Genomic DNA, 25,469 nt, shown 5'->3' on the forward strand with positions numbered 1-25,469 from the left:
GGGAAAGACCTGACCAGTGTGCGAATGGCAATGACGCGGATAGCGAAGGGGTAATCATATAGCAGCAGCCGACCAGAGCCGGTCGTTAAAATCAGGCACCGCGAACGTCTGCTCCTGACAGAGGTTGCCGATGGACCGCTGCAATGGAGTCCGTCAAGAAGGCGCCCCAAACTCAGTCGTTCGGATGCGTTCGGCGCAATCTCGAAACCCGTCATTCGTTCATCTCGCTCTGAACGACCCCAGAATGCCCAACATTTGTGATTTTGCTGTCACGCAGCTTCCCGTCTTGCCTGTCCAGGAAGCGGTCAGGGGCAAAGTTAAAAAGGGGATGAGCAATAGGTTACGCCTAGCGTTTGGCGACTAGCTCAGCAGGCTCATGCTTATCTACGCGTGCATTGAATGCCGCAAATAAACTGGCCGTTTCCGAATGCTAGGAGGCTTCAACAGCATTCCTTTCGTATTCCGAGCTCCCAAAAAGTGGACGCAGCAGATACGGATGAAACCGCCCCCACGCACTCCACCTTTCACCGCGTGGAAGGGTTGCTTTCGATTTCAACATCTGCCGTGGCCGCTTCGACGGTCGCATATCCCGGTCGGTTCCGCGGCGCCTGATCGCCGCCCGATCGGAGATCAACGATGCACGCTGATATTAAATTCAACCGACGGGGCTTCATTGCCGCCACGTCGATCGCGGGTGTAGTCGGCCTGGCCGGCGTTGCGCCTCTCAAGGCGATCGCGGAAACGGCGTCCGCCCCCACCGGTCCGGCTGCCATCCGCCCCTTCCACATCCATGTGCCCGAGGCGAAGCTGACCGACATGCGGCGCCGCATCCTGGCGACCAACTGGCCGGACCGCGAGACGGTGGCCGATACCTCGCAGGGCCTGAAGCTGGCCACGATGCAGAAGGTCGCGCGCTACTGGGCGACCGGCTATGACTGGCGCAAGGCCGAGGCCTATCTCAACAACCTCCCCAATTTCGTCACCGAGATCGACGGCGTCGACATCCACTTCATCCATGTGAAGTCGAAGCATGCGAACGCGCTGCCGATCCTTATCACCCATGGCTGGCCAGGCTCGATCTTCGAGCAGCTCAAGATCATCGGCCCGCTGACCGATCCGACTGCGCATGGCGGCACCGAGGCGGACGCGTTTGACGTGATCATCCCGTCGCTGCCCGGGCATGGCTTTTCGGGCAAGCCGACCGAGCTCGGCTGGGATCCCATCCGCATCGCCAAGGCCTGGGCCGTGCTGATGCAGCGCCTGGGCTATTCCCGCTATGTCGCCCAGGGCGGCGACTGGGGCAATGCTGTGACCGAACAGCTCGCGCTGCTCGAACCGCAGGGCCTGATCGGCATCCACACCAACATGCCCGCCTCGATCCCCGACGACATCGCCAAGGCCCTCGCCACGGGCGGCCCGGCACTTGCCGGCCTCTCCGCCGACGAGCAGCGCGCTTATGGCCAGCTCGACGATTTCTACAAGAACGGCCTGGGCTATGCGACCGAGATGGCGAAGCGCCCGCAGACGCTCTACGCGCTGGCGGATTCGCCGATCGGGCTGGCCGCATGGATGTTCGACCATGACGCGCGCAGCATGGGACTGATCACCCGCGTGTTCGACGGTGCCCAAGAAGGCCTGTCGCGCGAGGACCTGATTGACAATGTCGCGCTCTACTGGCTGACCAACACCGCGGTCTCGTCCGCCCGGCTCTATTGGGAGAGCAAGCTCGCCTTCTTCGCGCCCAAGGGCGTCAAGCTGCCGGCGGCGATCAGCGCGTTCCCCGACGAGATCTATCAGGCGCCGCGCAGCTGGGTGGAAAAGGCCTATCCCCGGCTGATCCATTATAATCGCATGCCCAAGGGCGGCCATTTCGCCGCCTGGGAGCAGCCCGCCGCCTTTGCCGGCGAGATGCGCACCGCGTTCCGTTCGCTCCGCTGATCCCCCAGAGCGGAGCCGGGCGGCGCGCAGTCCCCCAAGCGCGCCACCCAACCCTCTGCTCCCCTACAAAGGACCCTTTCCGATGCCTTTCCTCAAATCCGCCGCCATTGCCGCCGGCCTGTTGCTCACCGCCGCCGCGCCTTCGCCCGAGCCCGCCCGGATGCCGACCATCGTGCTCGTCCACGGCGCCTTTGCCGATTCGACCAGCTGGAACGGCGTCGTCGCCGAGCTGACCAGGGACGGCTATCCGGTGATCGCCGCGGCCAATCCGCTGCGCGGCGCGGCGAGCGACGCCGCCTATGTCGCCTCGATCGTCCATTCGGTGAACGGCCCGGTCGTGCTGGTCGGCCATAGCTATGGCGGCACGGTGATCACCCAGGCCGCCGCGAACACGCCCAACGTCAAGGCTCTGGTCTATGTCTCCGCATTCGCGCCCGATGTCGGCGAGAGCAGCTTCGAGCTCGCCGGCAAGTTCCCCGGCTCGGTGCTTGGCGATGTGCTGGCGCAGCCGGTGACGACGCCCGAGGGTCTGCACGACCTCTATATCCGCACCGATCGCTTCGCCGCCGCCTTCGCGGGTGATCTGCCGGCATTGGTGGCGCAGATCGCCGGCTATGCCCAGCGTCCGCTGACCAACGAAGCGGGCAACGAGAAGGTAAGCGTCGCGGCGTGGAAATCGATCCCGTCCTGGACGATCTTCGGTTCGAAGGACCTCGCCATCCCGCCGGCGGCGCTGCAGTTCATGGCCGCGCGTGCCGGCGCCAGGAAGGTCGTCCAGATACCCGGCGCCTCGCATGTCGTGATGATCTCGCATCCGCACGAAGTCGCAACGATGATCGAAGATGCTGCAAACGTGGCCAAGGCGCAGTAGTTAACGCTATGGAAACGATCGCTCCGACTCGCCGCACGCTGTTGAGGGCGGCGATAATCGCCGTCGTGGCACCCGTCGTGCCGGCTCTTGCCGGTGTGGCGGAGCCGCCGGCCTTGCCGCCGCTCAAGACGGTGCGGACCGACCTGCTCGAGATCGCCTATGCCGAATATGGCCCGGCGGGGGGCGCGCCGGTGATCTTGCTTCATGGCTGGCCTTACGACATCCACGCCTTTGCCGAAGTCGCGCCGGTGCTGGCAGCCAAGGGCTTTCGCGTGATCGCGCCTTACTTGCGCGGCTATGGCGCAACGCGCTTCCTGTCGGCCGATACGTTGCGCAACGGCCAGCCCGCGGCGCTGGCGCTCGACACCGTCGCGATGATGGACGCGCTGGGTATCCCCAGCGCGATCCTGGCCGGGTTCGACTGGGGCGCGCGCACCGCCGACATCATCGCCGCGCTTTGGCCGGCACGGGTGAAGGGGCTGGTCGCAGTCAGCGGCTATCTGATCGGTAGCCAGGCAGCGGGGCAGAAGCCGTTGCCGCCCGAAGCCGAGCAACAATGGTGGTACCAATTCTATTTCGCGACCGAGCGCGGTCGGCTGGGCTATGAGAAGAACCGCCATGCCTTCGCCCGACTGATCTGGCAGACGGCCTCGCCGCGCTGGGTATTCGACGACGCGACATTCGAGCGCTCGGCGACGGCGCTCGACAATGTCGATCAGGTCGCGGTCGTGATCCATAATTACCGCTGGCGGCTGGGGTTGGCACAGGGCGAACCGCGCTACGACGCGACCGAGCAACTGCTCGCCGCTGCGCCGGTGATCAGCGTGCCGACGATCACGATGGAAGGCGACGCCAACGGCGCGCCGCATCCGGAGCCCGTCGCCTATGCTGCCAAGTACACCGGCCGCTACCAGCACCGGACGATCACCGGCGGCATCGGCCACAACCTACCCCAGGAAGCACCTGCCGCCTTCGCCCAAGCGGTGATCGACATGGCCGCGATGGGATAGGACGATGACGGCCTATGTCTTCAAGCTCCATGAGCGGCCGACCTTGCCGGGATCGCCCGCCAATCCGGATCATCCGGCCCGGCGGCGAGTGATCTACTTCATCATCGGCTGCCTGATCGGGATCACCGGCGGGCTGGGCAACGCGCTGGTCGCGGTCAATCTGAACTTCGCGCAGGGTACGCTCGGGCTCAACACCGACGAAAGCGCGTGGCTGATCGCTTCCTATTACATGACGAACGTCACCGCCAATCTGCTGCTGATTGCGGGAGCGCAACGCGACCAGGCGGCGTTGGGCTATCGCCGTACCGCGCTCACGGCCTTCCGCGAAGTCGAAGACGCGCTGGCGACGGTGAAATTCGCCGACCGGCAAATCCTGCTCGCCCAGTCGCAGCGCGACACATGGGCCAAGGGGCTACGGCTGGCGACCAACCGCTACCGCGAGGGCTCTTCGCCCTATCTCGAGCAGCTCGACGAACAGCGCAGCCTGCTAAGCGCTGAGCTGTCGCTCGTCCAGTTGCGCGCCGACGCGCTGCTGGCACGCGTGGAGATGTTCCAGGCGATGGGTGGGGGCTGGTCGCCGGGCGACGGCGAGGCGCGCTTCTAGATTGGGCGCGCCCGTGCGGCGGGTTCGAGCTTCGAGATGTCGGACATCGCCTTGCGCAGCCTCGGGGTGATCCAGTCGATGAACACACGGGTCTTGAGCGGCAACAGGCCCTGCCGGACGTAGATCAGATGTATAGGGAATGCGCGTTCGTCGCAATCGTCGAGCACCGTGACCAAGGCCCCCGATTCGAGTTCCTTCGAGATTTGGTAGCTCGGTAAGCGCGCGATGCCGATGCCCTGGGCCGCGGCGCTGACCGCGCCTGCGGCCGAATTCGAGAAGACGCGGACGTGCGGCGCGCCCATCACCCTCTGCCCGTCGCGCTGATAGATCCATGCGGTGTCGCGGATCGGCGCGAAGACGATGCTCTCGTGCCCGGCGAGGTCCGCGGGCGAGACTGGGTAGCCGGCGCGCTCCAGATAGGCGGGGCTGGCGCAGGTCAGCATGCGGAACTCGCCCAGCTTGGTCGCGTGGAGCGAACTGTCCTCGAGGGCGCCGAGCCGGAACCCGACATCGACCCGCTCCTCGACTAGATGCACGGTGCGATCGACCGACAGCACGTTGAGGTTGATCTCGGGATAGTCGCACAGGAACTGATAGGCGAGCGGCAGGACGTGCAGCCGCCCGAATGCCATGGACACCGTGATGCTCAGCTCGCCGCGCGGCACTTCATATTCGCCCGACGCACGCAGCTCCGCGTCCCTGATCTGGGCGACGATCTGACGCGCCGCATCGACATAGTCGCGCCCGGCATCGGTAAGCTGGACGTTGCGGCTGGTGCGGATCAGCAATTGCGTGCCGAGATGGCGCTCGAGATCGGCGACCTTGCGGCTCACGCTGGGCAATGGCGCGTTGAGCTTGCGGCTGCCGGCCGAGAGGCTGCCGCTATCGACGACGGCCAACAACACCTGCATTGCATCGAGACGGTCCATGCGATCCCCCATCGCCTGCGTCGGGCGACAATAGCGGTACGCGATGCGGGTGCCAAGCTGGGCCGCCCGGGCTCAGGCGGCGGCAGCTCTGTCCGCAGGCAGGAATGGAGCGACCGCCGCGCGGACGTGCTCGATATAGGCCGCTTCCTCGCCGGCCGGGGCGACATAATGCAGCACCTCCTCGGCGGCGCGCATCGAAGCGCCGCGAGCGATGATCCAGGTCGCGATATATTGCGACGAAAGGCAGCCGCCCGCGGTCGCCACATTGCCGTTTGCATTGAAGGGCGCATCGAGCACTTCGACGCCGGCCTCGATCAGCCAGGGCCTGGTCGTCAGGTCGGCACAGGCTGGATGCCCCTGGAGCAATCCAAGTTTCGCCAGCAGCAGTGCGCCCGAACATTGCGAACCGATGAGCTGGCGCGAAGGATCGAGCCTGATCCGGGCGAGCAGATCGGAGTCAGCGGCGATGTCGCGCGTTAGGATGCCGCTGCCGATCAGCACGGCATTGGCCTCAGCGGCGAACGCGAGCGGCTTTTGGCGCTGGACGACGACGCCGTTCATCGAGCGGACCTGCTCGGTGGGCGCAGTGATATAGGCCGCCCAGCCTTGCGCCTTCATCCCGTTGAGGATGGAGAGCGCGACGAAGGAGTCGATCTCGTTGAAGCCATCGAAGGTCAGGATCGCAATCTGCATCAACGCTTCCTCAGCTGAATCGCACGTCGCTTAGATCGATCGACACCATCAGCATATCCTCGACCGGCCGATTGTCGGGCCCGCGGACATAGGCGCGGCGCCGCGTGGGCACGCGGATACCCTGGACCTCGACCGGATTGCTGACCAGTTGCACGGCCGCGAAGCCGCCGGCGACGTCGACGCGATAATCGTGCCGGCGAAGGTCGAGCGCCTTGTCGAAATAAAGGTCCTGCTGCCGGCTGTGCGTGACCATGTCGCCAGGGAAGGAAGCGCGCAGCACCCGCCATTCCTCCTCGCCTTCGCGCCACGGATCGAGCTCGCGAACCTCAACTCCGGGCATCGCAAGCGCGAAGGGCGAGTTGAGGTAGAGCCACATCGCATAGCCGTTGAAATAGGCGCGGTGGAGCGGGCCCCAGGGCGTGCTCAGCCCGTGGCCGGCGAACAGCCCCGGAAGATCGCGGCTCTCAGCGACGACCGCGCCGTCCGTCTTCTCGACCGCCACGCGATCGGCGGTGAAGGCGGTGCGCTGATCCGGCGCGCCGAAGGGCGAGACCGAAGCGCGCAGTTCGTGCAACCACACCGACATGCGCCGCCGAGTCGTATCCGTGGCCAGGCCCTTGAGCGGGAACAGCCCGCCGGTGGTGACGGCGTCCGCCTCCACCCGCTCGAATGCCGCGCGGCGGGCGAGGCCGCCATGCGCTTCGATCACATCGTCCAGCAATGGCATGTCCATCCTCCCCTCAGGCGGCCTTGGCGTCGGGCGCCGAAGCCGCGGCCTCGTGGCGCGCGCGCAAATCGAGCAGGCCGAGCAGCAGCGCGTCGCGCTCGATCTCGAGCTGCTCGATACTACGCCCGCCGACTTCTTCGTGCACGCTGTCGATCAGCCGCTGCTGCACTTCCGGCGTCAGATCGGGTTGGCCCAGGCTCTTCCACGAACGCATCATTGGTACGGCGAACTGCGCGAGGAAATGCTCGATCCCGCCGCCGCCGCCACCGAGATGGTTGAGCATCATATTGCCCATCAGCCCCCAGCGCAGCCCGGGGCCCCAGGACAAAGCGGTATCGACATCGGTGGCGCTCACCACGCCTTCGGTGACGAGATAATAGACTTCGCGCGCCAGCGCGGCCTGCAGCCGGTTGGCGACATGGCCCGGCATCTCCTTGTGGATCCGCACCGTGCGCCGGCCGATCGCAGTGTAAAAGGCATCGGCGCGGCGGATCGCGTCTTCCGCGGTCTTCTCGCCCGCGACCAGCTCGACCAGCGGGATCAGGTGCGGCGGGTTGAACGGGTGGCCGATGATGCAGCGCTCGGGATGCGCGGTGGCACCGCGCTGGATTTCGCTCATCGGCAGCCCCGACGAGCTCGACGCGATGATCACATCGGGCGGCAGCAGCGCGTCGAGCTGGCCATAAAGCTGCTGCTTGAGCTCGATCCGCTCGGGGCCATTCTCCTGGACGAAGTCGACACTCGCCAGCGCCTCAGCGAGATCGGCATTGAACGCGAACTTGTCGAGCGAGGCGTCGGGCGCGAGGCCAAGCTGCTCCAGCGCCGGCCAGGCCTTCTGGATGAAGTTGCGGACCTTGTGGCTCGCGTCGGGCGCGGGATCGGTGGCGATCACCTCGAACCCCTTGGCGAGGTAAAGCGCGGCCCAGCTCGCGCCGATGACGCCGCTGCCGACAATGGCGATGCGGCGGATGTTGCGGTCGGTCATGTCAGGTCTCCGGGTTCAGATTTCGGCGTAGGCGATGCCGGCAAGATTGCCCTGGACACCGAGCAGGGTGCGCTTGTGCGATCCGTCGAGCTCGGCGACGTAGATCGAGCCGCCCAGATCGGTGACGAACATGCGGTTGCCGGGCACGTCGAGCGCGATGCCGATGCCCTCCATCAGACGGGTGACAAGGATCTGCGGCTCGGCATCGCATTCGTCGATCGCCGCGCAATTGACGGTGTTGCCGTCGGGCGGATCGCCGCGATCGGTCCAGTAGAGGATGCGGTTTTCGACATCGAGCTCGAGGTCGATCGGCTCCGGCAGCGCGCCGAACAGCAGCTCGACGTCCGACCGGTGCGCCGGGTCTTCGCCCTGCGGCATGTCGATCCCGGCGCGCAGGATGCGGCCGACGCCTTCATTGTCGCCGCCCTTCTGCGTCCAGTAGAATTTGCCGCCGACCGGATCGACGGTGATCCCCACGCACCAGCGCCTCGCGTCGCGCCGATCGGCATCGCCATGCCCGGTCTCGATCAGCGTCTCGACATGCGACCCATCGAGATTGGCGCGCATCACGCGCATCCCCTCGCGATCCGACCAGTAGAGCTTGCCGCCGGCACTATCGAGATGAAGCTGTTTGGGGGTGAAGGCGACGCCCGCCGGCACGATCACCACCCGGTTGGCGCCATCGAGATTGGCGCGTTCGATCGAGCCGTCGCCCTGATTGGGCACGCCCATATTGGTCCAATAGATATGCCTGGCCTCGGCATCGACGACGATGCCGTCCGGGTGGCGGCAATCGCTGACGATGACCCGGCGGCCCGAACCGTCCGGGTTCATCGCGTGGATCCGCCCGCCGCTCAGCTCGAGGACGAATAGGCGGCCGGTGCGGGAGGTGGCCGGCTCACGCGCTGGCTTGAAGAGCTGATGCACGGTCATGATCCTTCCTTCGGGTCAGGCGGCGCGCTTGGCCGCGCTGGGGATGACGCCTTCTTGGCGCAGCGCCTCGATGCTCTTCGCGTCGAAGCCGAGCTCGCTAAGGATCTCCTCGGTATGCTCGCCGATGCTGGGCGCGCGCCGGGCGGGTGCCTTGGCGACGCCGTGGATCTGGAAGGGGCTGCTGATCGTCCGGGTCATCGTGCCGCCGGCGCCTTCGAGCGGCACGACGATGCCGTTCGCGGTAAGCTGCGGATCGGCGATCACCGCCTCCGGCCCGTTGATCTCGCCGAAGGTGGCATAGGTCTCGGTCAGCACCCTGTGCCAGTGCGCCATCGGATGCGCGGCGAACACTTCGTCGAAGATCGCGGCGAGCGCGCCCATATTTTCCGCCAGCGCCTCCGCGCTGGTGAAGCGCGGATCAGTGAGTAGCTCCGGACGGCCGATCGCATTGGCGACGGCGGCGAACTTGTCCGGTGTGACGATCAGCACGAACCACGCGCCGTCGCCCGCACGATAATGGTTCATCGCGGCGTTGGCCGGATTGGCGCGGTCATGCGGGGCCGGGAAATGGGCACCGGCTAGCGCGGCCTGGATCGAGACGCTGGCCGACCACACGCCCTCGGCGAGCAGCGAGGTGGTGACATAGGAGCCCTTGCCGGTGCGCTCACGCCGATAGAGCGCGGTCGCGATCGCGGCATAGAGTCCGACTGCGGTGGCGTTGTCGCCGCTGCCGCTCACCGGCCAGGGCGGCGGCGCTCCGGCGTCACGCGTGAGCGCGAGCAGCCCGCTGCGGGCCCAATAGGCGGTGATGTCGAACCCCGGCAGCCCGGCATCGGGGCCGTTCTCGCCGAACCCGGTCAGATCGGCATAGATCAGTCGCGGATTCCATTCCGCGACATCCTCATATTCGAGCTGCAGACGGCGGCGCGCCTCATGCGGGGTGTTGACGATGAATATGTCCGCCCAATTGGCCAGCTCGAACAGCACCTGGTGCGCGCCAGGCGATTTGAGATCGAGCGCGATGCCGCGCTTGTTGCGATTGGCGAGGTGCCACTGATAGGCCTGATCCGATTGCGGCTGGATCGGCGTCTTGTTCGCGCGCCGCCACAGATCGCCATGCGGCGGCTCGACCTTGATCACCTCCGCCCCGAAATCGGAGAGGATGACCGCGGCACCCGGCCCGGCGACGAAGCTCGACAGGTCGACGACCTTGAGCCCCGAAAAGATGTTTTCGTCCGTCATGTTCAGTCTCCTGGAGAGCGTGCGTCAGCGTCCGCGAAACTGCGGCGCGCGTTTTTCGAGAAAGGCGGCGGTGCCTTCCCGGCGATCCTCGGTGCCGGCGAGCAGGCCGAAATACGAAGCCTCGAGCGCATAGCCCGCCTCCCCGTCCGCATTCGCCGCGAGCAACGCGTAGCGGATGGCGAGCGGGGCGTTGGCGGCAATCTCGCGCAGGATCGCTTCGGCCCGCGCGATCAGATCGGCGGCGGGAACGACTTCGTTGACCAGCCCGATGCGGTGCGCCTCCTCGGCGCCGATCATGCCGCCGGTGAGGATGAGCTGGAGCGCCCTGCCCTTGCCGACCAAAGCCGGCAGCCGCTGGGTGCCGCCGCCGCCCGGCAGCAGGCCGAGCTTGACCTCGGGCTGGCCGAACCGGGCGTGCTCAGCGGCGATGCGCAGCGTGCAGGCCATCACCACTTCGCAGCCGCCGCCCAGCGCGAAGCCGTTGATCGCAGCGATCACCGGCTTGCCGAGCGTCTCGAGCAGGCCGAGCGTCTCCTGGATGAAGGCGCTGAGCCCCTGCCCTTTGATCGCATCGAGCGTGGCGAGGCCGGAGATATCCGCGCCGGCGGCAAAGGCCTTGTCGCCCGCGCCGGTGAGGATGACGCCGTGGACCGTCTCGTCCGCCTGCGCATCGGCCAGCGCCGTGCGCATATCGGTGAGCGTCGCGACGTCGACGGCGTTGAACACTGCCGGCCGGTTGAAGGTCAGATAGGCGATGCCGTCGGCCTTCTCATAGACCATGGTCTCGAGCTGGAGCGCGGGCACACGGGTTCCCTGGGCCGCCGAAGCGGCCTGAAGCGAAGTCATGATGTTTCTCCTGGTTGGAGGGGGATCAGACGAAGGCGCTGAACCCCGAGACCGCCTTGCCGACGATCAGATTTTGCATCTGGAAGGTGCCCTCATAGGAATAGAGCGCCTCCGCGTCGGAGAAGAGCCGGCCGATATCATTGTCGACGATGATGCCGTTGGCGCCGAAGATCTCGCGCGCCCAGGCAACCGTCTCGCGCATCCGCGCCGTAGTGAAGGCCTTGGCGAGCGAGGCGTGCTGGTCCTCCAGCTTGCCGGCTTCCTCGATCTCGGCGAGGCGCAGCATCAGCGCCTGGCTGGCGGTGAGGTTGCCGAGCATCTTGGCGATCAGGTCCTGCACCATCTGGAACGATGCGATCGGCTTGCCGAACTGCACGCGCTCCTGCGCATATTTGAGCGCAGCCTCATAGGCACCCATTTGCACGCCCGTCGCCATCCAGCCCACGCCCGAGCGGGTGAGCTTGAGCACATGGGCGGTGTCGCGGAAGCTGTTCGCGTTCTGCAGCCGGTTGGCCTCGGGCACGCGGCAATCGGTCATCGTGATCAGGCCGTTCTGGACGACCTTGAGCGCCATCTTGTTCTCGATCTTCTCGACGCTGAAGCCCGGCGTAGTCTTGTTTTCGACGATGAAGCCCTTGACCTGATTGTCCTCGACGTCGCGCGCCCAGATCACCGTTATGTCACACCAAGGCGCATTGCCGATCCATTTCTTCTGGCCATTGAGGACCCAGCTGTCGCCGTCGCGCTTCGCGGTGGTGGTGAGGCCGCCGCCGGTCCCCGATCCGACCAGCGGCTCGGTGAGGCCGAAGGCGCCGATCCGATCGAGCGCGGCCATGGCGGGCAGCCATTTCGTCTTCTGCTCCTCCGAGCCGAGCAGCGCGATCGAGCCCATCGATAGGCCGGTATGCACGCCGAAAAAGGTCGCGAACGACGCATCGACGCGGCACATCTCCATGATCAGCATGCCCATCAGCCGATCGCGCACACCCTGGGCGTGGAGGTTGCCGATATCGAGCTTCTTGAGCTCGGGGATCAGCTCGAACGGGAACGCATCGCGCACCCAATATTCGTTGATGATCGGCGCGACCTTGGTCTGCATGAAGTCGCGAACTTTGGTGAGGATCGCCTGTTCGTCCGGCGTCAGCGTGCCTTCGATATGGTAGAAATCGCCATGCGGCACGGGGAGCGGCTTGGGGCCCGAAGGCTTGATTGCAGTGGCCATGTCGGTTCCTTTCAGGGGTCTTGGCAAAGGGGTTCAGGGGGCGAGCGAAATGGGCGTGTCCGCGCCGCTTTCGAGCAGCAGATGCACCGGGCAACGCTGGGCGACGCGCAGCAGACCGAACGGGTTGGGCCCGGTATCGAGCCCGCCGACATCGACCGGCTCGTTCATCAGCAGGTCGTGGCCGCCGCTCCGGACGCGTGCCTGGAAGAGGCCCGCGCCGGTTGCCTCGGCGAGCGCGAACGGCTCGGCCTGGGGAGCGGCGGTCACCACGGCTCGACCACCGCGCGCAGCGCCTCGACATAGGCGCGCAGGCGCGTCAGCTCGTCCTGCAACGGCGCCAGCTGCCGGGCGACGATCCATTCGATCCCGGCTTCGAGCACCCGGTCATTCTCGACCGGCCTGGTCTGAAGATTATTCCTCATCTCGGATCTCCTTGTTCGAACCATTTCGCCCGGCAGGTGTGGGTCAGGCGGTCTCCGCCGAACGAAGCGCGACGCGTGCTTCGATCCCATTGCGGGTCATCTTGGAATAGGGGCAGGCCTGGTGCGCCCGCTCGACCAGCCAGTTGGCGGTCTCTTCCGGAACGCCCGGAAGGCTCACGTCGAGCTCGGCGGTGAGGAAATAGCCCTCGTCCAGGCCGAAATGCAGCTCGACCTGGGCATCGACCGCGGTCTCCGCCGGCAGCGCGACGCCGGCTTCCTTGGCCGCGATGCCCAGCGCGCCTTCATAACAGGCGGACCAGCCGGCGGCGAATAGCTGCTCGGGATTGGTCCCGGGCTTGCCCGAGCCGGGCGAAGAAAGCTTGATGTCGAGCTGGCCGTCCGTGCTACGCGCGGCGCCTTCGCGGCCGCCGACAGTGTGGACGTTCGCAGTGTACAGGGTCTTCGAACTCATCTTCGTAACTCCTCTGGAAACGCGAGGCGCCACGTTCAGCGACGTCTGGCGACGCCGATTTATCTAGAGAGGCGCGGCGGCGGCCGGCAGCCATGGAAAGTGATAACCAGCCTCTCGGAAACGGAGCATCGGAAGCTGCGCACATATGAAAAGGCGCAGCCCCGATGGCGGGACCGCGCCTTGTGCAACGAATAGGGCGTAGCGGGGATTAGTCCGCATAATCCCACACATCGTCCGGCAGTTTGTCCTTGAGCGAGGCATACATCGCGTCGCGGAACAGCTTCACTGCCGGAAACGGGCGAAGCGCGATCGTGCGCTCGACGATCTTGCCCTCTTCATTGTCGATGATGACCTCGAAGCTTTCAAGCTTGTGGCCGTCCATCGTTCCTTCCCAGCGCAGGAAAGTGGTGCGGTCATCGACCTTGTACTCGGCGGTATAGGCGCCCGATCCGCGCGTGGAACTCGACTGGGCGAAGATCGCCGCGACGGTCTCGCGCCCGTCGATCGCGCGGATCAGGATCGGGCTGTTGAACACGACATTGTCGGCGAGCAGCGCGCTCACCTGCGCCTGGGTGGGTTTACCGGCTTCGCGCAATTCACGTAACGGATGCATGACGACTTCTCCCAAATGTGAGGACTTCACGAAGGAGAGTTAGGCGCGCCCGCGCCCGCCCAGCAGACCGGCGGAACGAGAGGAGCCCTCTCATTCCGCCGCTGTTCCGGGATCACGGGCGGCGCAGCAGCGCCACCGTGCCATGCCCGCCATCGGCACAGATGCTGACGACCGCATAGCTGCCCGAAGGCATCGCCCAGAGCTCCTTCACCGCCTGGCTCAGGTCGCGCGCACCGGTCGCGGCGAAGGGATGACCGATCGCCACCGAACCGCCATTGGGGTTGACCCGATCCCAGGGGAAAGGCCCGAAATCAAAGTCGATGCCCACGCGGTCGCGCGTCCAGCCCGGCTTCTCGAGTGCCGCGACATTGGCGAGCACCTGGGCCGAGAAGGCTTCATGGATTTCCCACAACGCGACATCGGCATATTTGAGGCCGTGGCGCGCAAGCAGGCGCGCGATCGCGAAGCTCGGCGCCATCAACAGGCCATCGACAGCGTGATCGACCGCGGCGATCTCGTGATCGACGAGCTCGGCATGGAAGGTCCCTTCCGGCAGCCGGGTCAGGCCGGTCTCGGTTGCGACCCAGCAAGCGGCGGCGCCATCGGTGATCGGCGAGCTGTTGCCCGCGGTCAGCGAGCCGCTGCCCGTCTTGTCGAACGCCGGCTTGAGCGCGGCGAGCTTTTCGGCCGAGGTATCGGCGCGCGGATGCGCGTCGCGGCTGATCTCGGGGAGCGCCAGGACGAGATCGTCGAAGAAGCCGCTCTCCCAGCTCGCAACCGCGCGCTGATGGCTCTTGAGCGACCAGTCATCCTGCGCCTCGCGGCCGATCGACCAGATCTTGGCGGTTTCCTCCATATGGTCGCCCATCGTGCGGCCGGTGATGCGATTGGCCCAGCCCTTGATCGGCAGGGTGAGGTCGTTCGCGCTCAGCCCCTGCAGCGCGGCCATCGCCTCGGCCGGGTTCTGGCGGAACAGCTTGGTGATCCGCTTGGAAGCTTCCACCGTGAGGCCGATAAAGGGATTGCTCATCACCTCCGCGCCGCCGACCAGCGCGAGGTCCTTGTCGCCGCCCAGCAGCCCCGCCACGGTGAGCGCCGCGACCATGCTGGTCGAGCAGGCGAGGATGGTGGAATAGGCCGGCACGGTGGGATCGAGCTTGGCATCGAGCCAGATCTCGCGGGCGATGTTGCTCCAGCCCAGACTGGGGATCACCGTGCCCCAGGCGAACAGGTCCGGCCTGGCCTGGTCGGCCATCGCCTTGGCGAGCGGGACCGACAGGCTGCTGGCGTCATAATCGGCAAGCGCGCCACCGCCTTTGCCGAACGGCGTGCGCAGGCCGGCGGCGATATAGGTCTTCTGGGCAAAACGGGTCATGGCATTTCTCCAATAGGGTCCTGCGGACCTAGGAACTGCGCCGGCGATCGTACAGTGCGGCATTTCGAGAGGCTGCTTATCGTTCCGCGGCACTGCCGCTGCCAATCTACACCATTAGGTATCTCGACGTTGCCGGAGGTCGCGCAGAGCGACGCTTCCCACAGGGTCTAGGAGCTACCGTCATGGAACATGCATTGGGAACCGCCGTCGTAACCGGCGCATCGACCGGGATTGGCACCGTCTATGCCGATCGCCTCGCGGCGCGAGGCTATGACCTCGTCCTGGTCGCCCGCAGCGCCGACAAGCTGGCGCAGGTCGCCGAGCGCATCCGCGCCGAGACCGGCCGCAAGGTCGACATTCTTCCCGCCGATCTGGCCGACCCCGCCGATCTCGCCCGCGTCGAGACCTTTCTGAAGGCTACGCCGGCCATCACGATGCTCGTAAACAATGCTGGTCTGGGCGGCGCGCTGAAGCTCATCGACTCCGATGTCGACCAGATGACGTCGCTGATCGCGGTCAATGTCACCGCGCTGACGCGGCTGACATACGCCGTCGTACCGGAGTTCATCGCTCGCGGCGCGGGCACGATCATCAACATCGCCTCGATCGTTGCGATCAACCCGGAGACGCTCAACGGCGTCTATGGCGGCTCCAAGGCGTTCGTCGTCGCGTTCAGCCAGAACCTGCGCCACGAGCTGGAGGGCACCGGCGTCCGCGTCCAGGTGCTGCTGCCTGGCGCGACCGCGACCGACTTCTGGGAGATCGCCGGCCGCCCGGTCGAGTTGCTGCCCAGCGCGACCGTGATGCGCGGCGAGGACTTAGTCGATGCGGCGCTGGTCGGGCTCGATCGCGGCGAGTTCGCCTGCATTCCTTCGCTGCAGGATGGCACGCTGTACGAAGCCTATGAGGAGGCCCGTATGGCGATGGCCGGCAAGCTCTCCAGCGCCAGCCCGGCTCCGCGTTACCAGGCAACCGCCTGAACCATTTCACGGGCTTTCCCGGTTAATCAGGGGCGACTCCTGAACCAGAGTGCCCCTCGCCGAGTTCGACCCGCAGATGGTGGTGCTGCAGGGGAGATGGGATCTTGTTGCCAAAAAATCTCCATCGCCGCGCGGAAGAGGCGATGGTGCAGGCGTAAGCCTAGCCCCGCGTATCTCAGATCATGAAGTGAAATTAGGCGAGAGGTCGCCAAGGGGCAGCGAGTTACATATCCTTGATGTCCCCTGTCATAGAATATAGGCCTGAAGCAGACCTTCTGCTCCCGGCCCGGGTTCTGTCCTACTCGACGCCGGCCGGGCTAATGTTGAACGTCTGCTTCTGACGAAAGCTGCCGTCGGGCCGGTCGCGCGCGAACGTACATGTCCCAGGCGCACGTGTCCGGCTCTCTACCGGAAACGGGCGCCCAAGGGTTCAGATCTCGGTGTTTTCGGCAAGGGCAAGCGCATCCTCCACGTCGATTCCGAGATAGCGCACGGTATTCTCGATCTTGCTATGACCGAGAAGAATCTGGACAGCCCGTAGATTGCCGGTCGCCCTGTAGATGATCGATGCCTTCGTTCGCCTAAGCGAGTGGGTGCCATACTCGCTCCGCATGAGGCCGACCCCTGACACCCATTCGTCGACAAGCCGAGCATACTGCCGTGTGCTCAGGTGCCCATTGTGATCAACCCGGCTTGGGAACACATAGTCGTCCACTGTGCCGCCCCGACGTTCGAGCCATGCCAACAAGCTGGCCCGAGCATCTGGCAGCAGTTCGAATTGAACGGGCCGCCCTGTTTTCTGCTGCATCACGATCGCCCGCGTTCGAATCTGCCCGCCGCTGACAAGATCGCCGATCTTCATCTGCACGAGGTCGCAACCGCGGAGCTTGCTGTCGATCGCCAGATCGAACAGTGCACGATCTCGCAGGCGGCGGCGGTGGTTGAGGTAGAGGCGATCACAGCACTACACACGACCTTGCCAAGCCTGCGTCCCAGCGACGGGACCTCATTCGAAGCTGACCTTTATCCGGTCCGCCTCAATCAGATATCTTGCCTCACACTGCCATCGGCGCCGCGCCCCAGCGGAAATCGGTCGTATCCATCCACATACGGTGCAGGATTACGCCAAGCTTGCGGGCGAGAGCCACCTTTGCACGCTTCATGCCGCGACGCTGGGCCACATTCAGCGCCCAGCGCTTAAGGCTGGAAAAGCGCGTCGCCCGCGTCAGCATGATATGCGCTGCCTCGAACAGAGCCGTCCGCGCCATGGCGTCGCCGACTTTGCTGACGCCGCCATCCCGGTCTGTTTCGCCCGATTGATATTTCTTCGGTGTGAGCCCGAAATAGGCACCCACCGTACTCGATTTCCCGAACCGGGTCGGATCGTCCACAGCCGATCGACAGGTCAGGGCGACGAGCGCTCCAACCCCAGGGGTCGTCATCAATCTTTGGCACACCTGGTCCGTACGGGCAATCTTCAGCATCTCCCGGTGGAGCCTCGTGAACTCACCCCACAGTGCGGACCGCGCTGCCAGCATCCCGCCGACACCATCGACAACGTGGCGTGTCCTGCGATCAGCTCGAAAATGCGCGCTTCGAAGCGACCACGGCTGATCTCGCCAACCTTCAATCCGTAGCCGCGCAGAATGCCCCGAATGCTCAGCTCCACGTCGAGAAGCTTGCCCTGCAAAAGCTTGCGTCCAACCAGTAGCGCCCGGGTGTCCTGGGCGGGTGATGACTTTGCGTGAACCGGGCGATACCAACCCATGCGGAGCAGCTGCGCGATTCCCCGCGCATCCTTGCGATCGGTCTTCACCGTCATGGCTGAAAGCGCCGCCTTCACGTGCCGGGTCTCCAGCAGCACGACCTCCCGCCCTGATGCGGCAAGGGCAGCATGCAACCATTAAGAAAGCGGACCTGCTTCAAGGCCGACGCGGACCACCAACAAATCCAATTCGTCGAAATAGCCGACGAGGCATTCAGGCTCGCTGGCGACCTTGGCCTCGCGAACCACCTTGCCCTTCGCGTCCACAATGCACACGCTGCTCTTTTTCAGAGAGACATCGATTCCGGCATAATGCTCCATGGCTGTTCCTCTCATGATGCTTGAGGCCGATCGCTCGGACCTCGTTTCCAACACCATCATTCTGAGGGACAGCCACCCAACTGCCTAGCCGTGAGACGCCGGCCCATTACGGCGTCTAGGAAGCCAATGAAGACGTCCGCCCGTCGAGGCGGCTTTCAGACGGCATTAGGCGGAGAGCAAAAGGTTTTCCTTTATTTTGAAATAATTGTTCTGTCTGACGCCGAATTATAACGCTGCCCATGCTAATTGTCGCAAATCGAACGCAGCAAGATGTTCGAATCCGTCTTTAACCATGCTATTGTCCTGCCGGGCGACAGGGGGATTCTATGACTCCGACATCTGTTGAAACGATCAAGTCACGGCTGCGCGCCAATCACAATGAAATCACCCATTCGATGCAGGCCGCCAACGCCGGCAATCCGCTCGCGGCGGAGCCAGACACCGGGCGCCGGGTAGCGCGGCTCCAGAGCAAGGCTAACCTGTCCCATCGCGAAGCGGAAGCGATCGACGCGACGATCCGATCGATGGGCACCGTGCGTGACCTCGCGGACAGCGCGGAGATTGCCTTCACCAAGGCGGTCTTGCCTAGCACCGGCGGTCCGGAGAAAATCTGGGGCGACACTGTCGACTTCGTCAACGTGAGCTTCCTCGAAAAAGGCGCGCGGATCGCTCGCGCGGTCGGTCGGGTTTCGTATGAGAATGAGACCCCGCTCGGCAGCGGCTTCCTGATCGGGAACGGCCTGTTCATCACCAATAACCACGTCATTCCTTCGGCGCAGTTCGCCAAGGAACTCGCCCTCGATTTCGATTATGAACTCGACATCGTCGGCAATCGCCGCTCGGTGACGCGGTTCAGAATCGATCCGAGCCTGTTCGTCACCGATCCCGACACGCAGGACGGGCTCGATTACTCCATCGTCGCGGTCGGCCCCTTGCTGCAGGGGAATTTACCGATCGAGACCTTCGGCTGGAGCGGCCTGTCCGATGCTGGCGACAAGCATATGCTCGGCGAGTTCGCCAATATCGTCCAACATCCCAGCGGTCGCTACAAGGAGGTCGTCCTGCGCGAGAACCGCCTGGTCGGCCGCTATGACAACGCCCTCCACTATGTCGCCGACACCGAGCCCGGCTCGTCGGGCTCGCCAGTATTCAATAGCGAATGGCGGCCGATCGCGCTCCATCACTGGGGCGGTCCGTGGCGCGAAGTGTTCGGCGACGACGGCACGCCGGCGCGCGTGGACATCAACGAAGGCATCCGTGTCAGCGCCATCGTGCGCCAGTTGCGCGCGCGGCTCAGCGATATGCCGGCCGCGACACGCGCGCGGATCGCTGCGGCGCTCGATATGGGCGAGCAGCCGGAGACCAATCCGATCAAGCTGGAGCCGAGCGACGAGGTCGGCCGGGGCCAGACCGGCACGCAAACGCCCAAAGTCGATCCGACCGGCCGGGTGACCTGGACCATTCCGCTCGAGCTGTCGGTGCAGATCCCGGCCCTGGCCGGCGCGCCGATGGCGCCGGCCGGGCCGGCAGCGGTGCAAAGCGACACCCCGCCGGTCGCCGAGCGGACGACGGCCGACCGTTACCGCGACCGAAGCGGCTACAAGCGCGGTTTTCTGCCAGGTTTCGACGTGCCGATGCCCGCGCTGTCCGACGAACAGCAGCAAGTGGCGGCGCGCAACCAGACTGCCGAAGCGGGCGACGATCCTTTCGAGCTCAAATATCATCACTTCAGTCTGGTGATGAATGGCGAGCGCAAGCTCGCCTTCTTCACCGCCTGCAACATCGATGGCCGATCGGCCAAGAGCATCGACCGCGATACGAAGCGGGTCACGCCGCTCAAGCCAGACAGCGCCGGACTGGAAGCGATGACGACCGACGCCGAGGCAGACACATGGCGTCGCGATCCCCGCATTGAGCCGGACGAGTATACCGGCGAGGCCTTCTACGCAAAGCAGGTGATCCCGGGCTTCCCCAATCCTAACGACAAGCGCCGCATCGCGCGGATGTTCCAGAAAGGACATCTCGTGCGCCGGCTCGATCCGTGCTGGGGCGACGACAGCATCGCGCTCCTGGCCGAGGAAGACAGCTTCCACTGGACCAACTGCTCGCCGCAGGTAGGCTTCTTCAACCAGGGCACCGCCGCGCAAAACAAACCTGGCACCGGCCGCGGCCAGCTGTGGCGCGCCGCCGAAAACTACGTCCTGCGTAATGCCGTCGCCGAGAAGCAGCGCGTCACCTCGTTCACAGGCCCGATTTTCACCGACGAGGATCGCGACTATCGCGGCGTCCTCGTGCCGGGCAGATTCTTCAAGGTCACAGTCTGGGTCGAAGACGGCGATCTGCAATCGCTCGCGATGATCGTCGATCAAAGCCAACTGATCGAGGTCTGGCCCGAGGCGCTCTTTACCGGCGGCGAAGCGCTGGGCGCGGCGGAAGCCTTCATGGACGAGGGCGAACTCGACAAGGTCGAAGACTTTCTGTCGACGATCACCGCGGTCGAGGACGCGACCGGCCTCGATTTCGGAAAGGCTGTGCGTGACGCCGATGTGCGCAAGGGGGCTGCGGAGGAACGAGTCGATCAGGCGAGCGACATCCCGCTTTCGCGGAGGCGGCGGCGAAAAAAGTAACTGGCCCGCGCAGATCTGTGCGAACAACGGGGGGACATGATGGACGAGGAGGACAATTTCGCGGTCTGGCTCGCGGACGGGATGCTCCGCGCAGACGAGGATGAATTTGCAGCGGAAAGCCTTGGTCAGCTATTTGAAGAAGCTAAGAGTTCTTCCGATTTCTCTGCGAAGCTGGAGGCTGCCGCGTCGCAGGACGTCCGCCCAGGCGACTTCGGCATGGAGTTCATCGGTCCGCTACTGCCAATCCTATTTGTCGAGCTCGGTCGGATGGTCTGGCGGAGCTACAGCAAGGCATTGGTCGACAAGGGCGGCAAGGCGCTGGCAGACCTCACGGTCGAAAAGGTCAAATCGCTCTTTGTCGCCAAGCTGAAGACGCCTGAGGGGATGAGCGAGGCCGAACAGCAATTGCATTCGATCGCGATCACGTCGGGACTCAATGCGGAGCAGGCCGACAAGCTGATTGTCACGCTCAATAACCCTCGACTAGCCGAGACGTTGATTGCGCCCTGAGGCGATCCCAGTAATCGACAAATGGCTCATCGACGCAACGAGCCTCGAAATTCGCGTTCACCGCATTCTCTTCTTGTTCGTGCTCGTCCCATTGCTCGGCTATTGGTTACCCGCCCTGATGTTCTCCTTAGGGTTCGCCTTTGCGCTCATCACGTTAGCCAGCGTCGCTGAACACGACATGTCGAGCGGTCCCGGCGCGCTCGCGCCCTGGCTGATCGGCTTTGGCTTGCCTGTCGTCACGCTGACCGTTGGCTGGTTTCGCGAGCGTGCACAGCGCGCGAAGGCGGATCAGGCTGCATTGATCGTCGGAATGCGCCTGCCAGATCGACAGGGGGCAAAGCTTTGCGAAATCTACGAGCGTGTTTGGCGGGATCTTGGCGGTGCTGGCAGCGCGCCACGGCTCATCTGCCTACCTAATTTTCGTATCACCGCCCACGCATATGATGGCCCCACCGGGTGCGCGATCGAGATCAGCTCGGGCCTCGCAACCCGACTTGTCCAAAACGACCCGCTCGGCCTGACGATCCTTCGGCATGAAATGGCGCATCTGGTCCACGACGACCTTCCCGCGATCCGCCTGCAAAGCTTGCTGGCGGGCGCAGCCCTCTTCTCGGCGAATTGGGCGATGCTGATCTGTCTGTTCGCCGCCGCGGTCGTGGTCATCCTGACCGACTTCGGCCCGTTTCCAAAATCGCCAAACCTGGCCAATATCGTGCTTGTCCACGCTGCGATCGCATTCGCCACGCTGATCGTGGTCCTGCCTCTGCTGCTCGGGCGCTATGCGCTGCAGCGCTATTCCGGCTTGCTTGTCGCCCTTGCCGAAATGCGCGCCGATGTCAGCGCCGGCTTGTGGGGCGGCGGGCTAAAGGAATTCTCGTCACAAGTCGAACGGGACGCGACCGTGAAGCCCGTCTCAATGCTCGATCAAGGACTTGCCTATATTTCTACTGTGCTCAGCCACTTTCCGTCGCGCGAGCGGGTCGCTCTTCTGCGCGATCCTCAGCGGCTCGCGACGCCTAAGATGCGCTATTTTACTATTGCCATCCTGTGCCTATGGTTTCTCCAATTTCATCAAGGCAGCCAGGGCTGGGATCGACTTCTTCTTGCGCTGTCGGTGGCTCTTTTGCAGGGGCTGACTGTCGGTTCTGTGCTGGTCGTTGCGGGACGACTCGCTTTGTCGCCGGCCCGGGCAACGGTGCTGGCCATCGGCACGCTTGCTCTTCAGGCGCTCCCGCTGATCTCCATCGAAGGGCTTGCTTATCTCGCGATGCATCTAACCGCCATGCTCGTCATGCCAGGCGGCTTTGGGGCGAGCGATGCCGATGTCTTTGGCGATGTTAGAACGACGCTGGCAGAATTTTTTCGCTTCGCATGGGAAGCGATCGGCGGCGCTCTATGTCCGCTCGCTTTTATAATCGCCGGCGGCAGTTATCTTGCCATCAACCGGACAGTTAAAATACGGCACCCGTCAAATTTCCGTATCTTCGTCGTGGGGGCGCTCGTTGCCCTTTGCTCCTTGCTGGTGAGCTACGGCTTTTTCCAACCGCAACTGCAAGCCGTAGCCGAAGCTATCGCTTACGGCTGGTCGAGCCAGAATGACGAACCTAACAGAGGCTATTGGTTGCCGGCGACGGCGCGTGATGGCGTGAGCATCACCGCGTTCCGGGTCAGTGACTATCTCGATGACACGAAACTCCTTGCCTCAGCGGCCTGGCTACGCCTCGCGTTGCCCCAGCTTGCGGGCATTATTTTCGCCACATTGCTCATCTGGCGGCCTGTGAAGCATCAAACTCCTGTTTCCGATACCATATAGGCTGATTGGATGCCTTCTCTTGCTTGTAAATTTGTAACATGGTTTTGTTCTATGGGGTCGCGAAGGAATTTCCTGACAAAGCTTCCGGTACCTCAACGACAGTGTTCGTCGGGGCGGAGATTTCCTGCGGGCCGTTGGTGACGGCAGGAGTCGGCGTGGCTCCAGTCTTGTTCGAGGCGGCGCAGGGCTGGGGCATCATTCCGGCAATACGGTCGTGGAAGCAGGAGCCTGCGACGGCGCCTCCTACACCGATGATCGCCACCACAACGAGCCCGGCCCGGTGCCACCAGATGCGCCCCTTGAGTGCGTCGAACGTCCCTGCGAAATCATCGCTGACCGTCGGGAAGTCTGCAATCATCTTCGACCGCTGACGTTCGATCTCCGCCTTGATCACCCCTAAGGTGAGCCACTGGTTGACGATCGCGATAATCAGCAAAACAAGAAATATCCATGCGCCGACCAGGATGGCCGAATTGACGAGCAATTCAGCGCCGCAGGTCGTCGGCGCCTTCATCTGCGAGGCTACGACGACGGTTGCGACCGGTATGCCGAGCAGCTGGCTCTGGATATCGACGATCGTTTTATGGATCTTCTGCGTATAGTCGATCCGGGCGTCTTCGATCTCGCTGCGGATCTTGTTGTAGGAAAAGCTGGACGCAAAGAGCTTGTACCCGCTCCTCACCGCCGTCGCGAGGTCATCGACGGCGTGCAAGGCGACGCTCATCCGCGTGCTTTGCGAAGGACCGCGGCAGAGTTCGACCAGCGCTTCGAACAAAATCTCGAGCTTCTGATCCTTGTGCAGGTCGTCGTTGAACTGCTCAAGTAGCCTGTCCGCTCCGTCCACGTCGAAGCCGGTGACGTCAGCGGCCACGTATTTTACGGGCACAACGACCCGGCTATCCTTTACGAACACGAGCTCGCCGCGCGTCGCATCGAGAAACGACGCCGCCTGCGCGAACAGATCGATCACCGCCAGGACCTTGCGATAGCGCGCGATCGGATCGGGTATTTTCTGATCGCCCGAGGCATAAGCCGGCTTGGCAAGATAGAGGTGCCTGGGTTCGGACAGCTTCGCCGACGGGCTGGCCAGCAATTCATCCAAGGTTCGCGCGAGGATGCCGAGGCCAGTTCGTGGGGCAAGCACCCGCACTTTGACCTCCGCGCCGATCGTCACATCCTTGAGATCGTCAAGCAGGATGATGTTGGCGTCGCGCGCCGCCTGGCCATCACTTTCCAACCGCGTCAGCAGGTCGACGATGCCCTGCGAGGCGACCCTCAGCCTCGACTCATCCTCATCGCCGCCCGGGCCAAATGTCGTGTTGCAATAAAGACCGACGAGGTCGCTGAACTCAATCGGCGGCATTGTCGGCGAACTCTGCGCGCAGATCGGCGACGAAATCGTCGGGCAGCGTGGTGATTGTCAGGGTCCTGTTCTCAGGATCGAACACGACCTGGCCGTCCCGGAGCGCGGCCCGGTCGATCTCGATCGACCATTGCGCCGTGCGGGCGCGGAACTTGACGAGCATATTGATCATACGCCGATCGGGCACGAAACCGTCGCCAAGCGCCCGGTCGGCCTCGCCAAGATATTCGGTCAGCACCTCGGGCTCAGCGGGAACAAGCTCGTTGGCCAGGGTCTGGAATTCAAGTTCGCCGCCGTCGCGCGCTGTCTTGTCGAGGATCGACTTGGCGCGAACCATGAACTCATCGCGCACGTTGGGTGCCATCCCCTGATCGGCGGCGAAGTTCTTGAGCGCCGTCACCAGTTCCTGGGTTTTAGCCTTGTCGGTCGATGTCGAAACGCAGCCGAGAAACTCCTTGAAATACTCGGCGACCTCGCCGCGGCCTCGCAGAAACCCGATATACCGCTCTTCTCCCGCCCGCCACGCGGTGAGATCGATACGACCCGCAAAGCGGAAGCCATCAAGATCGAGATGCGTGACATCGCGAATCTCGAAATCATTGGTCAGGAGCGCGCCGAGCTTCTCGTTGACGATGGCAATCAATGCCAGCTGGCGTCCGTCACGCTCGAAATGCGCAAAGAAGACATGGCCCGCGCCAGCGTTCGGCACGCTACGCGCCCGAGCCTGCAGCGTTGTCATCAACCGGCTGGTGAGCGTCGCGAAGTCTCCATTTTCCTCGGCGACATAGTCGGTGAAATAGCCCAACGTCGGGTAATTTTCGAGATCGTCGGAAAATTGACCATGCGCCTTCGAAGCGCGCTTTCCATAGAGTTCATCAAGCAGGTCGACGACGCGCTGCGTCGTGGGATTGACGGGCAAGCCATCCTGACCAAGCACAACCTGCAAGCCCTCATCGGTCCTGCGAAGGTCATGGACCCCGACATGAATGATCGTGTTTGGCATCAAGTCCCCCAATTCACTCCGCCCAACTTCATCAATGCCATTTCTCGGCCGGTCTCATCAACATAATGCTGCTGCGCCCCTTGATTAGCTACCTTTTAAGCCCGTTCTGAACAGTCCGCTGCCGGGCCAGCGACAGTCAGACAAAGTTGCACCCGTGCAGGCTGCAGCGTCTGCTCGCGCTGAAAGCCGTTGTTCAAGTGGCAAC

General features: G+C 64.0%; 24 protein-coding genes and 2 pseudogenes. 9 read left to right on the forward strand and 17 right to left on the reverse strand.

Going from position 1 to position 25,469, the window contains the following annotated elements; translation table 11 throughout:
• Nucleotides 1-636: 636 nt before the first annotated feature.
• From AC58EF_RS06590 to AC58EF_RS06605, 4 genes are all read left to right on the forward strand, one after another.
• Nucleotides 637-1,938, forward strand: a complete 1,302-nt coding sequence (locus tag AC58EF_RS06590; protein ID WP_497275449.1) for an epoxide hydrolase family protein — start codon at nt 637-639, stop codon at nt 1,936-1,938.
• Nucleotides 1,939-2,020: 82 nt separating this feature from the next.
• Complete coding sequence (locus AC58EF_RS06595) at nt 2,021-2,809, forward strand: alpha/beta fold hydrolase (RefSeq protein ID WP_497275450.1); 789 nt, start codon at nt 2,021-2,023, stop codon at nt 2,807-2,809.
• 41 nt (nt 2,810-2,850) lie between these two features.
• Complete coding sequence (locus AC58EF_RS06600; RefSeq protein WP_497275452.1) at nt 2,851-3,819, forward strand: alpha/beta fold hydrolase; 969 nt, start codon at nt 2,851-2,853, stop codon at nt 3,817-3,819.
• A gap of 4 nt (nt 3,820-3,823) precedes the next feature.
• Entirely contained in the window at nt 3,824-4,423 is a 600-nt protein-coding gene (locus AC58EF_RS06605; RefSeq protein WP_497275454.1) for a TolC family protein, read from the forward strand.
• Here the strand turns inward: AC58EF_RS06605 and AC58EF_RS06610 are convergent.
• The 13 genes from AC58EF_RS06610 to AC58EF_RS06670 form a co-directional block, all read right to left on the reverse strand.
• Nucleotides 4,420-5,352, reverse strand: a complete 933-nt coding sequence (locus AC58EF_RS06610) for a LysR family transcriptional regulator (RefSeq protein ID WP_497275456.1) — start codon at nt 5,350-5,352, stop codon at nt 4,420-4,422. The two genes, AC58EF_RS06605 and AC58EF_RS06610, sit on opposite strands and share 4 nt — an antisense overlap.
• Before the next feature lie 72 nt (nt 5,353-5,424).
• Nucleotides 5,425-6,045, reverse strand: coding sequence for a DJ-1/PfpI family protein (locus AC58EF_RS06615; protein ID WP_497275457.1), 621 nt, complete (start codon nt 6,043-6,045; stop codon nt 5,425-5,427).
• A 10-nt stretch (nt 6,046-6,055) separates the two neighbouring features.
• Nucleotides 6,056-6,772, reverse strand: a complete 717-nt coding sequence (locus AC58EF_RS06620) for a hypothetical protein (RefSeq protein ID WP_497275459.1) — start codon at nt 6,770-6,772, stop codon at nt 6,056-6,058.
• 13 nt (nt 6,773-6,785) lie between these two features.
• Nucleotides 6,786-7,757: a 3-hydroxyacyl-CoA dehydrogenase NAD-binding domain-containing protein gene (locus AC58EF_RS06625; RefSeq protein WP_497275461.1), complete on the reverse strand. Its 972-nt coding sequence runs from the start codon at nt 7,755-7,757 to the stop codon at nt 6,786-6,788.
• Nucleotides 7,758-7,772: 15 nt separating this feature from the next.
• Entirely contained in the window at nt 7,773-8,690 is a 918-nt protein-coding gene (locus AC58EF_RS06630) for a hypothetical protein (protein WP_497275462.1), read from the reverse strand.
• Between the two features lie 15 nt (nt 8,691-8,705).
• Complete coding sequence (locus tag AC58EF_RS06635; RefSeq protein WP_497275464.1) at nt 8,706-9,932, reverse strand: CaiB/BaiF CoA transferase family protein; 1,227 nt, start codon at nt 9,930-9,932, stop codon at nt 8,706-8,708.
• 24 nt (nt 9,933-9,956) lie between these two features.
• Nucleotides 9,957-10,778, reverse strand: a complete 822-nt coding sequence (locus tag AC58EF_RS06640; RefSeq protein WP_497275465.1) for an enoyl-CoA hydratase-related protein — start codon at nt 10,776-10,778, stop codon at nt 9,957-9,959.
• Between the two features lie 25 nt (nt 10,779-10,803).
• Nucleotides 10,804-12,000, reverse strand: coding sequence for an acyl-CoA dehydrogenase family protein (locus AC58EF_RS06645; RefSeq protein ID WP_497275467.1), 1,197 nt, complete (start codon nt 11,998-12,000; stop codon nt 10,804-10,806).
• 33 nt (nt 12,001-12,033) lie between these two features.
• Nucleotides 12,034-12,270, reverse strand: a complete 237-nt coding sequence (locus AC58EF_RS06650; protein WP_497275469.1) for an OsmC family protein — start codon at nt 12,268-12,270, stop codon at nt 12,034-12,036.
• Nucleotides 12,264-12,422 (reverse strand): hypothetical protein, encoded by a 159-nt coding sequence (locus AC58EF_RS06655; protein ID WP_497275470.1) that lies wholly within the window; start codon nt 12,420-12,422, stop codon nt 12,264-12,266. Before AC58EF_RS06655 ends, AC58EF_RS06650 begins: the two co-directional genes overlap by 7 nt.
• Before the next feature lie 43 nt (nt 12,423-12,465).
• Nucleotides 12,466-12,894, reverse strand: coding sequence for an organic hydroperoxide resistance protein (locus AC58EF_RS06660; protein WP_497275472.1), 429 nt, complete (start codon nt 12,892-12,894; stop codon nt 12,466-12,468).
• A 208-nt stretch (nt 12,895-13,102) separates the two neighbouring features.
• The gene (locus tag AC58EF_RS06665) at nt 13,103-13,507 is read right to left on the reverse strand and encodes a hypothetical protein (RefSeq protein WP_497275474.1); all 405 of its coding nucleotides are present in this window, start codon (nt 13,505-13,507) and stop codon (nt 13,103-13,105) included.
• Between the two features lie 112 nt (nt 13,508-13,619).
• Entirely contained in the window at nt 13,620-14,882 is a 1,263-nt protein-coding gene (locus AC58EF_RS06670; RefSeq protein WP_497275476.1) for a thiolase family protein, read from the reverse strand.
• A 182-nt stretch (nt 14,883-15,064) separates the two neighbouring features.
• Here AC58EF_RS06670 and AC58EF_RS06675 point away from each other — a divergent pair, with 182 nt between their 5' ends.
• The gene (locus AC58EF_RS06675) at nt 15,065-15,862 is read left to right on the forward strand and encodes an SDR family NAD(P)-dependent oxidoreductase (protein ID WP_497275478.1); all 798 of its coding nucleotides are present in this window, start codon (nt 15,065-15,067) and stop codon (nt 15,860-15,862) included.
• Nucleotides 15,863-16,292: 430 nt separating this feature from the next.
• On the opposite strand, the pseudogene AC58EF_RS06680 reads toward AC58EF_RS06675, so the two are convergent.
• Nucleotides 16,293-16,817, reverse strand: a pseudogene (locus AC58EF_RS06680) (tyrosine-type recombinase/integrase); the annotation flags it as partial.
• Nucleotides 16,818-16,917: 100 nt separating this feature from the next.
• A pseudogene (locus tag AC58EF_RS06685) lies at nt 16,918-17,948 on the reverse strand (IS110 family RNA-guided transposase).
• A gap of 326 nt (nt 17,949-18,274) precedes the next feature.
• Between AC58EF_RS06685 and AC58EF_RS06690 the strand changes: the two are divergent.
• From AC58EF_RS06690 to AC58EF_RS06700, 3 genes are read left to right on the forward strand one after another with little or no spacing between them, the layout of a single operon-like run.
• Entirely contained in the window at nt 18,275-20,575 is a 2,301-nt protein-coding gene (locus tag AC58EF_RS06690; RefSeq protein WP_497275480.1) for a DNA/RNA non-specific endonuclease, read from the forward strand.
• Between the two features lie 39 nt (nt 20,576-20,614).
• Nucleotides 20,615-21,085 carry a hypothetical protein gene (locus AC58EF_RS06695; protein WP_497275482.1) on the forward strand — a complete coding sequence of 157 codons (471 nt, stop codon included), beginning with the start codon at nt 20,615-20,617 and terminating at the stop codon, nt 21,083-21,085.
• Complete coding sequence (locus AC58EF_RS06700) at nt 21,075-22,898, forward strand: hypothetical protein (protein ID WP_497275484.1); 1,824 nt, start codon at nt 21,075-21,077, stop codon at nt 22,896-22,898. Before AC58EF_RS06695 ends, AC58EF_RS06700 begins: the two co-directional genes overlap by 11 nt.
• 49 nt (nt 22,899-22,947) lie before the next feature.
• Here AC58EF_RS06700 and AC58EF_RS06705 read toward each other — a convergent pair whose 3' ends face one another.
• Nucleotides 22,948-24,261, reverse strand: coding sequence for a hypothetical protein (locus tag AC58EF_RS06705; RefSeq protein ID WP_497275486.1), 1,314 nt, complete (start codon nt 24,259-24,261; stop codon nt 22,948-22,950).
• Nucleotides 24,248-25,198, reverse strand: a complete 951-nt coding sequence (locus tag AC58EF_RS06710; protein WP_497275837.1) for a nucleoid-associated protein — start codon at nt 25,196-25,198, stop codon at nt 24,248-24,250. Before AC58EF_RS06710 ends, AC58EF_RS06705 begins: the two co-directional genes overlap by 14 nt.
• On the opposite strand from AC58EF_RS06710, the gene AC58EF_RS06715 reads away from it, so the two are divergent.
• The gene (locus AC58EF_RS06715) at nt 25,097-25,330 is read left to right on the forward strand and encodes a hypothetical protein (RefSeq protein ID WP_497275852.1); all 234 of its coding nucleotides are present in this window, start codon (nt 25,097-25,099) and stop codon (nt 25,328-25,330) included. The genes AC58EF_RS06710 and AC58EF_RS06715 overlap by 102 nt on opposite strands.
• The last annotated feature ends 139 nt before the right edge of the window (nt 25,331-25,469 follow it).

The sequence above is a fragment of the Sphingobium sp. WR1 genome, assembly GCF_059693745.1.